Source organism: Shouchella shacheensis (genome assembly GCF_001484965.1).
GTDB classification, from domain to species: Bacteria; Bacillota; Bacilli; order Bacillales; family Bacillaceae_D; genus Shouchella; species Shouchella shacheensis.
In genome coordinates, this window is sequence record NZ_KQ947393.1 from 341784 (window position 1) to 354844 (window position 13061).

Genomic DNA, 13061 nt, shown 5'->3' on the forward strand with positions numbered 1-13061 from the left:
GCTCAGACGCACAGCCGTACCCTCGCGATGCCTCGGGCGCAATTTATACATCGCTAACCGGAGGCTTCCGACCCTTTTTTATCCTCAAGTCCGGTTCTTCGTCTTAATTTCCTTATCCCCTAAAATTAAATAATTCAGCTCTTCCTTAGGGATCTTGTTAAATTCTGTACGCTTCACAAGATAGAAGATAACTCCTAACAAGATCCACGCGTATAACGCAACTCTGGATTCGATTCCTAGAAATGCTGGGGAGCTCGGGATTAACAAGAGAGCCAGGAATGTCAAGCTTGCTAGCATTCCAAATCCAGCCATCGCCTTCTTAGCTGGCGATATGACATGTTTGTCCGGGTTGAAGGTGCCGTCCTTTTTCATCTTAAATAACGAGAAGGCGGTATAACATGTATAGAAATAAGCGATAGTTACTCCAATCGCTGACATGTCAACGACCCATAAGAGCGCCTCTCGTCCAAACCAAGGCGCGAGCATCGACACAACGACTACGAAAATGATGCCGGCATATGGTGTTTTATATTTCGGGTGCAGCTTGGAAAATGCTTTTGGTATTATTTTGGCACGTGACATTGCAAACAAAAGGCGGCTCGTTGAAATAATGAAACCGTTCAGACCTGTGAAAATCCCCATGGTCAGTGCTGTTACTAAAATAACCAGCCCCATAGTACCAAGTAATTCCTCCACGGCCGCTCCAGTCCCCCATGCATGCTGTTCAGCAACTAACTCTTGCCAAGGACCTGTCATGGCTGTGGCAATGATCATAAGACTGTATAATATAGCTGCGAATAATATGGCGAGAATAATTAATGAGAATGCTTTTTTTGATGAAAAACGAAATTCCTCTGCCGCCTGTGGAACATTATCAAAACCAACAAATGCCCAAGGGGCAATGGCTACAATCGAAATCACTGCTGCAAATGCCGTTGTTTCTGTTGGGAATAATGGCCCGATATTAGATAGTCCTGCCCCGGGCTGCGCGCCTACCATAAATGTGAGCGCTACTGTACTAAGGATCATAATGCAGCAAAATATAAACTGTGTGCGACCAGTCATTCTCGCCCCTCGTATATTTAAGTAGCCGAATACACCGAGCAGAACCGATGCGATAATAACTTCCATTCCAAAAACATCCCACCCTGCTATTTGATAGAGAGGCAAATTTTCTATCAGTGCCGGGAAAACAAATTTGATCATCAAGGCAAATGCCGATGCATTGAGAGCCACGATACATATGTATCCTAATGTTAAAAACCATCCGCTGATAAACGCGTGCGTGCGGCCCAAGCTGATAAATGCATAGGCGAACTCCCCACCGGATACAGGAAAACTTTTGATGAGAAATCCGTAGCTAACCGCAATTAGCATCATGAGGAGTGCCCCTATCCCAAATCCAACAATGACACCTAGAGGGCCTGCTGTGGACATCCATGTTGTCGGCTGTACGAATGCTCCCCAACCGATCGAGGATCCTAAGGCAATGGCCCAGACCCAGTGAGGCTTAAGTGATTTTTTAAGCGTCGTTCGCTTCTCCATGCTTCTTCTCCTTTTATGTACCAATTCATTCGGCTAAAGTGCGGTGGATTCCCTCGCCCAATTTTTTCTACACTTTCGAAACAACGTATGTCCCTGTAGCGCTACGTCGAACGGTGGCGCTTAACATATACGGCCTTCCACCTCGCGACTTTTCGCAAAGCACACCAATCCAAGCTTGAGCAACTTGAGTTTGTTGCCAACAATTGCACTATTGCCGTTGGTAGCCACAACACAGGAACCTGCGTTCCTTCATTTAATTATACCAACGTTCGAAAGAGAAGCAAAGCCTTTAGGCTCGCACCTAACCGACATTCTTCTCCCCCTTATCGCTGGGCTCCGCCCTACACGCGCTTGAAGAGGGAGTCTTCTTTCGGAAACCGATAAAAAGCGTTTTTATAATACAACAGGACTTCTTATAATTTTCTCCCTCCTATCTTTGTTTTCACCTCACCAAAAAACGCCCTCCCTTTTGGAAGGACGCTCCTCTTCTTACCAGAAAAACGCGCTGGCAAGAGCAAAACCGCCAATGGCCCCAAGAGCTACAGGCCACACGCGGCCGCCGCCATAGCCCCAGCCGCCATAACCACCGTAGCCACCCCAGCCGCCGCCCCAGCCGTAGCTGAAACCACTTCCACCGCGACTGTCCGTTAGATAGACGTGTCTGTCATCAACATCCACAATCCGTCCGTAATGTCGACGTCCACAGTGCTCGGTAATATGAACACATTTGCCCACATTTGCCTTACACATATTGTGATAGTTTCCGCTCATCATTATGCCTCCTCGTGTTAGTCGTACACTGTAGCATATGTGATGGTGATTCTACCGTGTCCACATTCACCCGGTTTCTCCCACCCAATTTAGGGCCGATCATCTTTAGCGTCCACAAAGAAAGAATGTTCTCCCTTCATGGAGCAGTAGGAGATCTTTTTTATATCTCGGTACCCAAGATGGCGCATCTGCTGACGAAGCCAAAACTCATTTTGCTTGAGCTGCTCGAGGTGTTCGCGTTGAATTTGTCCATCGACCACGAGCGGGAGAGGCAGAGTGATTCTCGAATGTCCTTCGTCCTTTTCAGTCACCGACAGCTCTCCTGACGGCTCAAGGATGGCTAATTCAACGTCAGCAAACGTAGCAATATTTTTCTGTCTTAGCTGCGCAAGCAAATCGTCAACGCTGTAACGGCACTTTTTTAGCTCGTGTTTATTCACTTTCCCTTTTTCGATCAGTGTCGAAGGCTTGTCGTCGATGAGCTGTCGTCGATTCTCCCTTTTTAATGTTATGTAAGCAAAACCAATTTGGATTCCACATAGAACCATAATCGGCAAAAGTGTTGGTAGCATCGCGTTTTGATGGTTCTCAATTGTCACCACTGCTAATTCAGCAACCATAATGGTGACAACGAAATCCAGAACAGACAGCAGACCCACCTTTCGCTTTCCCATCAAGCGCAAAAGAACAAGAACCACACCATATACAATGATTGTTCGAAAAATAATCGTTTCAAGTCCCATAGCGACGCTCCCCTTTACACCTACTTTGCCCCAAGAGTTCAGGTTCATGATCTGAAGCTTTTCCCAGTTCATACGTCTTTTTCTGCGTAAGGCGAATAGACATGTACAAACAAGCTCTAATCCATTAAGGAGGGATTTTGTCATGACAAACGGAAAATTTATGCCTGCTGTGGCGCTTGGACTCGCTGTCACCGTCGGCATCGCCATTGGTAGTAGCGTTTTAGTCGCCACCGTTCTCTCACTTAGTTCACTTACCGAACATTCAGTTGGTTGGGTAATGACCTTCTTCGCTTTCCTTGCGCTTTTTATCGGTGGCTTTTTTTCAGGGGCCAAGGCGAAAACGAAGGGCTGGCTCGCTGGCGGATTGACTGCGCTTCTTTTTTCACTTCTCGTCCTCATGGTCTCTTATTTAGGATTCAATGAAGCGTTTACGCTAAGCCAGGGGCTCACCCACCTCGGCTACCTCGTCTGTGCGTCGATTGGCGGTATGATTGGCGTCAACTTACTTAGTGCTTCTAAATCAACTTTCTGAGTTTAAAAACATAGTTGACCTTCTCGTCTGGTCTGGATTATCACTGCTCTCATCCGGATTAACACCCTTGTGTGGGTTCCTCCGACAGGGTCAGCGACCTTCACTCCTTTGTATCAGGGAATGAGTTGTTTTTTACGTGTTCGAAAATTGAGTTCTAATTGGAGTTGAAAAATATAGCGGAATTCCTATTGCTTGTTGGCAGGAGAGAACCCTGGGGATTGGTGTGTCTCCTGTCGGTATGAACGCTCCTCTTGTCCGATTGAGGCTCGCTTCTGTCGGTATGAACGCTCCTGTCGAGAGTAGCTGCACCTAATTCCCTTATACCAGTGGGTGAGGTGCGCTTTTCGTGTCCGAAAGTTGAATAATTAAAAAAGAAAAGCGCAGGCGGGTGGCTAGAAGCGCGGATTTTGGAAGGCCTGCACTCGAAACCCTGATCTTGAGTTTCAGGGCAGGACTGAAAAATCCCGAGCTTCTACCCGCCGGAGCTAGACAATACCGAAAAGCTCCGGCGAGTTGCCTAGACCCACCGGAGCTAGACAAAGAAAAGGACCCGAGCTTAGCATCGGGTCCTTTTGCATTCCACCTATTAGTCAGACTGCACAACTTCGCGCACTGCCGAACGATCAAACGTTAGCTTGCGGTTATCGTTAACGAGTAAGACAACAGCACTTTCATCGATCGAATCAATCACACCATGCATGCCACCGATCGTGATGATCTTATCTCCACGCTGAAGCGCCGCATGCATTTCACGAACGCGCTTTTGCTGCTTCTGCTGCGGACGAATAAGAAAGAAATAGAACACCACAATTAACAAAACCAGTGGTAAAAACGTAACCAAACCTTCCATTGACTAGGTCCCTCCCTTCACACGTACAGAAAATCATCCCTTGCTTCTTTTTAGAGGATGTTCAAAAAGTCCGGGAAAATTAGCTGTCGAATTTCTGCGTCAGCTTGCTTTTCCGCTTCACGTATTAGAAACATACGCTCTGATGCTCAAAGCGGCGCTTCCTTGAACTTCTCGGCTCTTTATGCCCTCGTTTTTGAACATACATTTTTTAGAAATTCCGGGCATTCTCCTGATTAAAACCATACTCTTCGAAGAACTGTTCGCGAAAATCAAGCAGTCGATCATCTGTAATTGCCTGTCGCACATCTTTCATTAAGTTCAGCAAGAAGTAAAGATTATGATACGTCGTTAGACGAAAACCAAATGTTTCTTCGCACTTAATAAGATGACGGATGTATGCTCGTGAGTACGTGCGGCACACATGGCAATCACAGTTCTCATCAAGGGGCCTGAAGTCTCTCGCAAACTTGGCGTTGCGAACAACAAGTCTGCCGACGCTTGTCATGCATGTCCCGTTACGGGCAATACGTGTTGGCAATACACAGTCAAACATGTCAATGCCACGAATCGCACCGTCAATGAGAGAATCCGGAGAACCCACGCCCATCAAATAACGCGGCTTGTTCGCCGGCAGGAGCGGGGTTGTAAACTCAAGCACCTGATTCATGACATCTTTTGGCTCGCCTACAGACAATCCACCTATAGCGTACCCGGGGAAATCAAGGGATGTCAAGTCTTTCGCGCTCTGCTTGCGCAAATCTTCATATTCTCCCCCTTGAACAATCCCAAACAGACCTTGAAGCTCCTCTTTCTCCGCCTGATGATGTTCCGTTAGGCAACGCTCTGCCCATCGGCTTGTGCGCTCTACAGAGTTTTTCATGTAGTGCTTCTCTGCTGGATAAGGCGGGCATTCATCGAAAGCCATCATGATGTCTGAGCCAAGCGCATGTTGAATCTGCATCGCTCTCTCCGGGGAAAGAAAGAGCTTCTCTCCACTTAAGTGGTTGCGGAAATTCACGCCTTCTTCTGTAATCTTACGCAAGTCACTTAAACTAAATACCTGAAATCCTCCAGAATCGGTTAAAATCGGCTTATTCCAATTCATGAAGGAGTGCAAACCCCCGGCTTCTCTCACAATGCCTTCTCCAGGCCGAAGCCACAGATGATAGGTGTTGCTCAAAATGATTTGCGCGCCCATGCTCTCTAAGTCTTCAGGGCTCATCGTTTTAACCGTTGCAAGCGTCCCAACCGGCATAAACATCGGCGTCTCAATCGTTCCGTGTGGGGTGTGAACACGTCCGAGCCTCGCCCCTGACTGCTTGCATGTTTTGATATGTTCGTACGTAATTGCCGCCATTCTCTTTTCTCCCTTCATCCGCTTAAGGACGGACCAGCATCGCATCTCCAAAACTAAAGAAGCGATACTCTTCTTCGATCGCGTGTGCGTACGCCCCGAGGAGCTTTTCTCTTCCTACCAGAGCGCTCACGAGCATCACAAGCGTTGATTTTGGCAGGTGGAAGTTTGTGAGCAACCCGTCAATCGCCTGGTAGGTATAGCCTGGGTAGATAAAGATTGATGTCCACCCCGACGCCTGCACATAATCGCCATGATCGGCATAAATGGTCTCAAGCGTGCGCGCAGAGGTCGTGCCAACCGCTACCACACGGCCTCCTCTTTCACGCGTTTTTCTAAGTGTTGCCGCTGTCTCTTCGCTCATTTCATAAAACTCGGCATGCATGTCGTGCTCCTCCACGGTCTCAACGCTGACAGGACGAAACGTCCCGAGACCGACATGCAAGGTGATATAGGCGATCTGCACACCTTTTTTTTCCAGTTTATCGAGCAGCTCGCTTGTAAAGTGTAGACCAGCCGTTGGGGCAGCTGCAGACCCTTGGTGCTTGGCATAGACGGTTTGATAGCGCTCTGCATCATCGAGTCTTTCCTTTATATAAGGAGGTAACGGCATGGAGCCGAGCGCTTCTAGCACTTCATAAAATACGCCCTCATAGCTGAATTCCAGGCTTCTTCCACCATGGGCTGAAACACCGCAACAGGTAGCACGAAGCTTGCCATCTCCAAAAGAGAGGACGGTCCCTTCCCTCACTCTTTTCGCCGGTTTCACAAGCGTTTCCCAAACGTCGCCCTCCCGTTGCTTTAACAGCAGTACTTCTATATGGCCACCGGTTTCTTCCTTACGGCCAAATAAGCGTGCCGGTAGCACGCGAGTGTCATTTAAGACAAGGCAATCTCCACTATGGAGCTCAGAGACAATGTCCTCGAACTGCTTATCGGAGCACCGGCCGCTCTGCTTGTCAAGCACAAGCAGGCGCGAAGAAGCGCGATCAGTCAGCGGCGTCTGCGCAATCAGCTGCTCCGGTAACGTAAAATCAAAATCTTCTACTCTCATCGTTTCACCTTATTTATCAAATTCTACAAACTTCCCCTAGCATACAGAACAATCAACGAGGAAGCAAGCACTACCTTCGAAAGAGCCCAAAGAGAAGCGAAAGCACAATGCTTAGAATGATGCAAGTGACAATAGGAAAATAAAAAGTGGTATTCTCGCCTCGAAAAAAGATGTCGCCAGGGAGTTTTCCTAGCGGCAAAAAGCGACCGACCACCTGCCACAGCAGCCCGATCACAACTAAGACAACGCCAGCAATAATGAGAAACTTTGGAACCTCATTCATTTCAACGGCTCCATTCCAAAATGCTCATAGCAAAGCGGCGTTACCACTCGCCCTCTCGGTGTTCGTTGCAGAAAGCCGATTTGCAAAAGGTACGGCTCATAGACATCCTCAATCGTATCTGCCTCTTCCCCAATCGTTGCCGCAATCGTCTCTACTCCGACAGGACCACCGCGAAACTTCTCCACCATCCCTCGCAGAAGCTTGCTATCAATATGGTCGAGACCAAGAGGGTCAACATGCAGTTTCTCCAAAGCATCGGCAGCGAGATCCTCTGTGATCACTCCATCAGCTTGAACCTGCGCAAAATCGCGCACCCGGCGCAACAGGCGATTGGCAATCCGCGGGGTCCCTCTCGAACGCCTGGCCAGTTCAAGAGCCGCCTGCTCCTCAAGCGCCGCCTCAAACACATCGGCCGAACGCTTGACAATAAGTGTGAGTTCCTCGGGCGTATAATACTCAAGCCGTGAGAGGACGCCAAAACGGTCACGTAGCGGCGCAGAAACCATCCCCGCTCGCGTCGTCGCCCCAACAAGGGTAAATGGAGGCAAATCGACGCGCACCGAGCGCGCGGTTGGCCCTTTGCCGATGACGATGTCGAGGCAAAAGTCCTCCATTGCTGGGTAAAGCACCTCTTCAACGACACGATTGAGGCGATGAATCTCATCAATAAAAAGCACATCCCCTGGCTCCAGTGCTGTTAAAACAGCAGCCAGATCTCCCGCACGCTCAATCGCCGGCCCCGACGTCGTTCGAAGCTCGCCGCCCATTTCCTCGGCAATAATTGCTGCAAGCGTTGTTTTCCCGAGCCCAGGAGGCCCGTAAAGCAACACATGGTCAAGCGCTTCCTCGCGCATTTTTGCTGCTTTTATAAAGACCGCTAAGTTCTTTTTGACGCTCTCTTGCCCAATATAATCACCAAGCGTTCTTGGGCGTATGCTTTGCTCAAACGTCTCCTCCACACCTTGCGTTTCCGCTGACACAATTCGCTCTTCCATTCACTATCCCTTCTTTCTCCACTAGCGCTTCAACAGAAGCTGGAGTGCTCGCTTAACATACGCATCCGTGTCCATCGTTTCCAACTCAAGTGTGGGCTTTACTTTCTTCAGTTCTTTCTCAACATAGCCTAGGGCACGAAGCGCTTCTAGGGCGTCTTCTAGAGAGTGATTGCTCTTCTTGACTTCGCTTGACGCCGTACCACTTGATTCGCCTTCGACGTTCGGCGCGAGCTCCAATTTGCCTTTAAGATCAAGAATAATCTGCCTCGCCGTCTTCTTTCCAACACCGGGGAAGCGCACAAGGAGCGCTTCATCTTCCTCTTCAATCGCTTGGATCACATCTTCCGGTTGCCCGGAAGCCAGAATCGCAAGTGCGCCCTTTGGCCCGATCCCCGAAACGCCCAATAACTTCTCAAAAAGCGTTCGTTCAGCAAAACTGGCAAACCCATACAGTCGTTGGGTATCTTCCCGCACATAATGATGGGTTTGGATCTGCACATCCTTCTCTTGCTCTGCTGTAAAGCGGTAAGGATTGGCACAATAGACTTGATAGCCAACGCCACCCACGTCAATGACGATAAAATCAGACTCAATTCTCTTCAGGGTTCCCCTCACGTAATCAATCAATACGACCTTCTCCTCTTTAACAGACCTCACCTAAAGGCGAACATTTATTTCTATGTTACCATACGAAGAAAAAACCGTCATCCTGAAAACAAATCACACGATTTTTAAAAACGCAACCATCTTTCATGTATAAAATTCTTTTAAATGGAGAGAACGACGACTAAGGAGTGTGATAAGATGAAGAAACTATTGACTGCATTAATGCCTTTACTGGTTCTAGCCCTTGTGGCCTGTGGTGGCGAGAATGATGTTGAGGAGGAGTCGGCCCCTGTTTCTGCAGAAACAAACGGAGAGACTGTTAACATTAAGGCGATGAATTGGGGATTCGATCAGGAAGAGTACAGTGTTCCTGCCGGTGATGTTACGATTACCCTTGAAAGCATCGAAGGAAACCATGGCATTACCATTGAAAACACCGACGTAGCGATCAACGGCGATGGCTCCTTTGACGCAACCCTCGAACCAGGGGAATACCAAATTCTCTGTAACGTCCATGGCAACGGTCACAACGAGATGAGCGCAACCCTTGTCGTGACTTAGTTTTTCAGAAAGTAGGCTGGAACTCAATCCGGCCTTTTTCTGATGAAAAAACCCCCTATTCCCTTGTGCTCTTCCACAAAAGAATGCATCCCCCACTACATCCCTTTAGTTTTCGTAGTGCTCTTCCATTAGCTCAAAGTTGTGGTAGACGTTTTGAACGTCATCGTTGTCCTCTAGCATGTCGATGAGCTTAATCATGTTTTCCGCATCTGCGCGAGCGAGTTCAGCATACGTTTGCGGCATCTGCGTCACTTCTGCATTCAAGAATGTGAACCCTTGCTCCTCAAGAGCGCTTTTTACGGATTCAAACTCATCCGGCGCTGTCATGACCTCAAATTCATTCTCGCTTGATTCAAGTTCGTCGGCTCCCGCTTCAATGACCGCAAGCATCAGTTCATCCTCGCTAATTCCTGCTTTTTCCCTGTCGAGGATCAAGAACCCTTTCCGCTCAAACAAAAAGGAAACGCAGCCATTCTCCCCTAAGTTGCCACCGTTTTTGTTAAACGCGAGCCTTACTTCCGCTGCCGAACGATTTTTATTATCGGTTAAGACTTCAACCATTACAGCAGCCCCGCCCGGTCCATATCCTTCATAGGTTAGTTCTTCGTAGGAAACGCCTTCCGTGTCTCCGCTTGCTTTTTTTATGGTACGATCTATATTATCATTTGGCATATTGGCGTCTTTCGCTTTGGCTATTGCTAACCGAAGCCTTGTGTTGGTGGTTGGATCATCGCCAGCGCTTCTCACTGCAGCAAAAATCTCTTTTGACAGTTTCGTGAAGATTTTTCCTTTTGCTGCGTCCTGACGTCCTTTTCGATGTTGAATGTTTTTCCACTTGGAATGTCCTGCCATACTTTTTCAGCCTCCTTATTTCCCACTATAGCATAGGAAGCGCTGTCCAGTTAATCGAAAACACAGTGGCTTACAACTAACACCAAAAGAACCCACCTGGGCAGGTGGGTTCCTAAAGAGCTTAGCGCGAACGCTCAAACGGACGCGAAGCGGCATCTCCTAAATCTTGCATCATTTCGGTGTAACTGGATTCTACTTCATCAAAATCCGCGCCAGAACGAAGGCTGTCGTCCATTTCCCTCATATAAGAGAACGTATCTTCATCTCCAGAGACTCTTACATGCTTGTCGTCGCCAGCAATCTCTTTCGCTTTCGCCTCAACTTTTTCCTGTACATCGTTGTTGTCGTTCTCCGACTGATACCCGACAGAGATGTCTTCATCGTGAATCAGGACACGCGCCTCTTCAACACCGTCTATTTTTTCAATTTCTTGTGTCATTTGTTGCACGCGCTCCCCGTCATAATTACGGTTATAATTCATGCCAGCACGGCCTGCAACATCCGAACGCTCGGCACCGTGGTTCCCGTCACGATCTGAACGGTTGACATTATTGCTGTTAAAGTTCATACCACCACGGTTGTCACGATTTTCGGAACGATTGGCAATTCCGTTCTTGTCGACCATCCCTGGACGGTTGTTTCCTGTTACTCCCCGTTCAGTCATCCCCCGGTTTTCTTGTTGCGCCCCAAATTTTTGACGACCTTTATAATCTTGGGCTCGGTTGCCATTCATCATGTTATCGTTGTTTGTATGGCCGCTGTTTTGATGATTCATCCCGTTGAAACGATTTGAATGACGATCCCCGTACATGTTGTTGCCATCCGGTGTCATCATGTCAGTGGCTGCACCTTGGCCATTTCTATACGATTGGTTCACATTTTCACCACGTGAATTGGCGTTCATATCCGTTGCGTCGTTGTTTCCGCAACCAGTCAAACCACCAAGCATAACTGTTGCACAAATGAGTGATAAAGCTGTTTTTTTCATTTGAATCCCCCTTTCGGTCATAGTTTGCACCGCAAAAAGGGGTTTAACCTGTTAGTTCTTGGCTCGCAGCCCAGTAGCAAAAAGCGAAAAGCGCAGGCGCCCTGCTTACGAGCGACAAGTTCTGGAGCGACGTCAGCATCAAACCCGGTTTTGGCTTGATCTGGCGGCGTGAAGAAACCTCGAGCGAGTGGGCGCCGCAGCTAGACAATCCGAAAAGTGCAGGCGGTTTGGTGAGAAGCGCGAATTTTGGAAGGCCTGGACTAGAAATCCCGGGTTTGAATGTCGTTGTCAGGTCGAAAAATCTCGACGCTTCTTCCCGCCGGAACAGAAATGCGGATAGACCGCTGTGTCTATCCGCCAATTAACGTGCTAATCGTTGTAGTCGTCGTCTTCTTTGTACGCATTTAAGTGCTCCAAGCCTTCATATTCCTGGGGAGCCTCCCTGAACATGCCATCTAAGTGTGGCACGGCAACAGAAGGGCGCTGTGTATTGCCCGGATTCACTCTGTTCGGTTCAATTTGCTGATTTCGTTGCCAGTTCTCAGGGTAGAACTGCGGATTGTATTGACCAGACTGCGTTTGCGTATAATAATTTGGCTGTGACATCTGGGTTGGCTCTGGTTGTGCGTAATGGTTTTGATGGGACATCTGCGTTGGCATCGGTTCTGCATAATGGTTTTGATGGGGCATCTGCGTTGGCATCGGTTGCGCATAGTGGTTTTGATGAGACATCTGCGTTGGCATAGGTTGTGCATAGTGGTTTTGATGGGACATCTGTGTTGGCATCGGTTGGCTATGAAGATTTTGCTGGGGCATGTTCATTGATCCTGGTTGCCCATAGAGGTTTTGCTGGTTCAGTTGTGTTTGCCCCGGTTGATCGTATAAATGTTGCTGGGGCATTTGTGTGTAAGAGTTTTCATACGGCTGCTGCATGGGGCTTGAATGCCCATAAACATTTTTTTTGGTTTCCTGCATGGACGGATTCGGAGGTGGCTGCGTCCATCCCTTTTGAGCATTCGTGTTGTTTGGCGGCTGTGTATACATTGAATGATAGCCAAAGGATTCCTGTTCATTGGTTTGAGGCCATGTGTGCGCTGCTTGAGACATCTGCTTCATCTGTTCTTCATACATTCCATAAAAGTCTTGATTGTCACCGTGAGAATCGTTTTTCTTTGGTTGAGACGTATGCTGCCACAGCTGCGTATATTGCTGATTTGGTTGATTGTACATAGGATTTGACTGATTCATATACGACGGAGCCGGAGAACTTGCGTGCAACGGTGCTGAAGACATTTGGTGTTTGCTTTGCTGATTGGTTTGCCCGCAGGGAGCGCACGGTGGTTTAGGTGGCAACGGCATCTTTGGTGGCGGCTCCGGCGCCATTTTCCCACTTTTTTGTTTTCCGCTATAGGGTTGATTAAGGTCTTTGCTTGGTTCGTGTTTTATAAAAGGCTTTGCTGGAGGTTTTGGTTCTGCTTTCTTTTTAGGTTCTGGTTTCTTTAGTTCTGGCTTTTTAGGCTCTGGCTTTTTGATTTCCTTTTTCTTTTCTTGTTTCGGCTTGTGCTCCTCCTTCTTTTTCTTCATTTCTGCTCGCACAGGGACGCCACCAGTTGGGACCTTCACCTTCATTCCCGGCATGAGCATCTCAGGACTGGACACCGCTGGATTTGAGGATTGAAGCTGGTCATAATCCACCTCGTATTTCTTAGCCAGCTTCCAAAGAGTATCTCCTTTTTGCACAATATGAATTTTCACGGGCATAACCCCTCCTTTATTGACACTTCTATTCGTATGCAACTCCTGGGCGTATTGACACCAAGTCGCAGAAATCGCTCCTTGTTTCACATTATGAGGTCAGGACTTGGCCTATACCGGTCGAACGCAAAAAAGGCCGTCCCTCATTATCGACATACGGAACAGCCCCTTT

The 13061-nt window shown here is 48.2% G+C and carries 14 protein-coding genes and 1 pseudogene; 2 read left to right on the plus strand and 13 right to left on the minus strand.

What is annotated here, in order from left to right:
• Positions 1 to 84: 84 nt before the first annotated feature.
• The 4 genes and pseudogenes from AVZ68_RS01565 to AVZ68_RS01575 form a co-directional block, all read right to left on the minus strand.
• Positions 85 to 1545 carry an APC family permease gene (locus tag AVZ68_RS01565; protein WP_059102774.1) on the minus strand — a complete coding sequence of 487 codons (1461 nt, stop codon included), beginning with the start codon at positions 1543 to 1545 and terminating at the stop codon, positions 85 to 87.
• A 76-nt stretch (positions 1546 to 1621) separates the two neighbouring features.
• Positions 1622 to 1767: pseudogene (locus AVZ68_RS20630) on the minus strand (IS200/IS605 family element RNA-guided endonuclease TnpB); the annotation flags it as partial.
• Positions 1768 to 2034: 267 nt separating this feature from the next.
• Positions 2035 to 2316 (minus strand): hypothetical protein, encoded by a 282-nt coding sequence (locus AVZ68_RS01570; protein ID WP_059102775.1) that lies wholly within the window; start codon positions 2314 to 2316, stop codon positions 2035 to 2037.
• Between the two features lie 89 nt (positions 2317 to 2405).
• Positions 2406 to 3059 carry a DUF421 domain-containing protein gene (locus AVZ68_RS01575; RefSeq protein ID WP_059102776.1) on the minus strand — a complete coding sequence of 218 codons (654 nt, stop codon included), beginning with the start codon at positions 3057 to 3059 and terminating at the stop codon, positions 2406 to 2408.
• Positions 3060 to 3201: 142 nt separating this feature from the next.
• Between AVZ68_RS01575 and AVZ68_RS01580 the strand changes: the two genes are divergently transcribed.
• Positions 3202 to 3591 (plus strand): TIGR04086 family membrane protein, encoded by a 390-nt coding sequence (locus AVZ68_RS01580; RefSeq protein ID WP_059102777.1) that lies wholly within the window; start codon positions 3202 to 3204, stop codon positions 3589 to 3591.
• Between the two features lie 586 nt (positions 3592 to 4177).
• On the opposite strand, the gene yajC is transcribed toward AVZ68_RS01580, so the two are convergent.
• From yajC to ruvA, 6 genes are all read right to left on the minus strand, one after another.
• Positions 4178 to 4441 (minus strand): preprotein translocase subunit YajC, encoded by a 264-nt coding sequence (gene yajC / locus AVZ68_RS01585; protein WP_059102778.1) that lies wholly within the window; start codon positions 4439 to 4441, stop codon positions 4178 to 4180.
• A gap of 208 nt (positions 4442 to 4649) precedes the next feature.
• Positions 4650 to 5798, minus strand: coding sequence for a tRNA guanosine(34) transglycosylase Tgt (tgt, locus tag AVZ68_RS01590; RefSeq protein ID WP_059102779.1), 1149 nt, complete (start codon positions 5796 to 5798; stop codon positions 4650 to 4652).
• Positions 5799 to 5820: 22 nt separating this feature from the next.
• Entirely contained in the window at positions 5821 to 6849 is a 1029-nt protein-coding gene (gene queA / locus AVZ68_RS01595) for a tRNA preQ1(34) S-adenosylmethionine ribosyltransferase-isomerase QueA (protein ID WP_059102780.1), read from the minus strand.
• Positions 6850 to 6919: 70 nt separating this feature from the next.
• Positions 6920 to 7132 (minus strand): DUF2905 domain-containing protein, encoded by a 213-nt coding sequence (locus AVZ68_RS01600; protein ID WP_059102781.1) that lies wholly within the window; start codon positions 7130 to 7132, stop codon positions 6920 to 6922.
• On the minus strand, positions 7129 to 8127 hold the full coding sequence (ruvB, locus tag AVZ68_RS01605) for a Holliday junction branch migration DNA helicase RuvB (protein ID WP_059102782.1): 999 nt from the start codon (positions 8125 to 8127) through the stop codon (positions 7129 to 7131). The genes AVZ68_RS01600 and ruvB overlap by 4 nt, the downstream gene beginning before the upstream one ends.
• Before the next feature lie 21 nt (positions 8128 to 8148).
• Positions 8149 to 8754 carry a Holliday junction branch migration protein RuvA gene (gene ruvA, locus AVZ68_RS01610; protein WP_059102783.1) on the minus strand — a complete coding sequence of 202 codons (606 nt, stop codon included), beginning with the start codon at positions 8752 to 8754 and terminating at the stop codon, positions 8149 to 8151.
• A gap of 177 nt (positions 8755 to 8931) precedes the next feature.
• Between ruvA and AVZ68_RS01615 the strand changes: the two genes are divergently transcribed.
• Positions 8932 to 9294 (plus strand): cupredoxin domain-containing protein, encoded by a 363-nt coding sequence (locus tag AVZ68_RS01615; protein ID WP_059102784.1) that lies wholly within the window; start codon positions 8932 to 8934, stop codon positions 9292 to 9294.
• A 105-nt stretch (positions 9295 to 9399) separates the two neighbouring features.
• On the opposite strand, the gene AVZ68_RS01620 is transcribed toward AVZ68_RS01615, so the two are convergent.
• From AVZ68_RS01620 to safA, 3 genes are all read right to left on the minus strand, one after another.
• The gene (locus tag AVZ68_RS01620) at positions 9400 to 10146 is read right to left on the minus strand and encodes a YebC/PmpR family DNA-binding transcriptional regulator (RefSeq protein WP_059102785.1); all 747 of its coding nucleotides are present in this window, start codon (positions 10144 to 10146) and stop codon (positions 9400 to 9402) included.
• 121 nt (positions 10147 to 10267) lie between these two features.
• Positions 10268 to 11134 (minus strand): YhcN/YlaJ family sporulation lipoprotein, encoded by an 867-nt coding sequence (locus AVZ68_RS01625; protein ID WP_059102786.1) that lies wholly within the window; start codon positions 11132 to 11134, stop codon positions 10268 to 10270.
• Positions 11135 to 11503: 369 nt separating this feature from the next.
• A complete protein-coding gene (gene safA / locus AVZ68_RS01630; RefSeq protein ID WP_157404548.1) occupies positions 11504 to 12889 on the minus strand; it encodes a SafA/ExsA family spore coat assembly protein in 1386 nt (461 codons plus the stop codon).
• Positions 12890 to 13061 lie beyond the last annotated feature (172 nt).

Bases quoted from the DNA above. Each gene is read 5' to 3' on its own strand.
- AVZ68_RS01565 (WP_059102774.1), bottom strand. From the start codon at position 1,545: ATGGAGAAGCGAACGACGCTTAAAAAATCACTTAAGCCTCACTGGGTC.
- ruvB (WP_059102782.1), bottom strand. From the start codon at position 8,127: ATGGAAGAGCGAATTGTGTCAGCGGAAACGCAAGGTGTGGAGGAGACG.
- AVZ68_RS01580 (WP_059102777.1), top strand. From the start codon at position 3,202: ATGACAAACGGAAAATTTATGCCTGCTGTGGCGCTTGGACTCGCTGTC.
- AVZ68_RS01570 (WP_059102775.1), bottom strand. From the start codon at position 2,316: ATGAGCGGAAACTATCACAATATGTGTAAGGCAAATGTGGGCAAATGT.
- AVZ68_RS01615 (WP_059102784.1), top strand. From the start codon at position 8,932: ATGAAGAAACTATTGACTGCATTAATGCCTTTACTGGTTCTAGCCCTT.
- queA (WP_059102780.1), bottom strand. From the start codon at position 6,849: ATGAGAGTAGAAGATTTTGATTTTACGTTACCGGAGCAGCTGATTGCG.
- yajC (WP_059102778.1), bottom strand. From the start codon at position 4,441: ATGGAAGGTTTGGTTACGTTTTTACCACTGGTTTTGTTAATTGTGGTG.
- AVZ68_RS01575 (WP_059102776.1), bottom strand. From the start codon at position 3,059: ATGGGACTTGAAACGATTATTTTTCGAACAATCATTGTATATGGTGTG.
- tgt (WP_059102779.1), bottom strand. From the start codon at position 5,798: ATGGCGGCAATTACGTACGAACATATCAAAACATGCAAGCAGTCAGGG.
- AVZ68_RS01625 (WP_059102786.1), bottom strand. From the start codon at position 11,134: ATGAAAAAAACAGCTTTATCACTCATTTGTGCAACAGTTATGCTTGGT.
- AVZ68_RS01620 (WP_059102785.1), bottom strand. From the start codon at position 10,146: ATGGCAGGACATTCCAAGTGGAAAAACATTCAACATCGAAAAGGACGT.
- AVZ68_RS01600 (WP_059102781.1), bottom strand. From the start codon at position 7,132: ATGAATGAGGTTCCAAAGTTTCTCATTATTGCTGGCGTTGTCTTAGTT.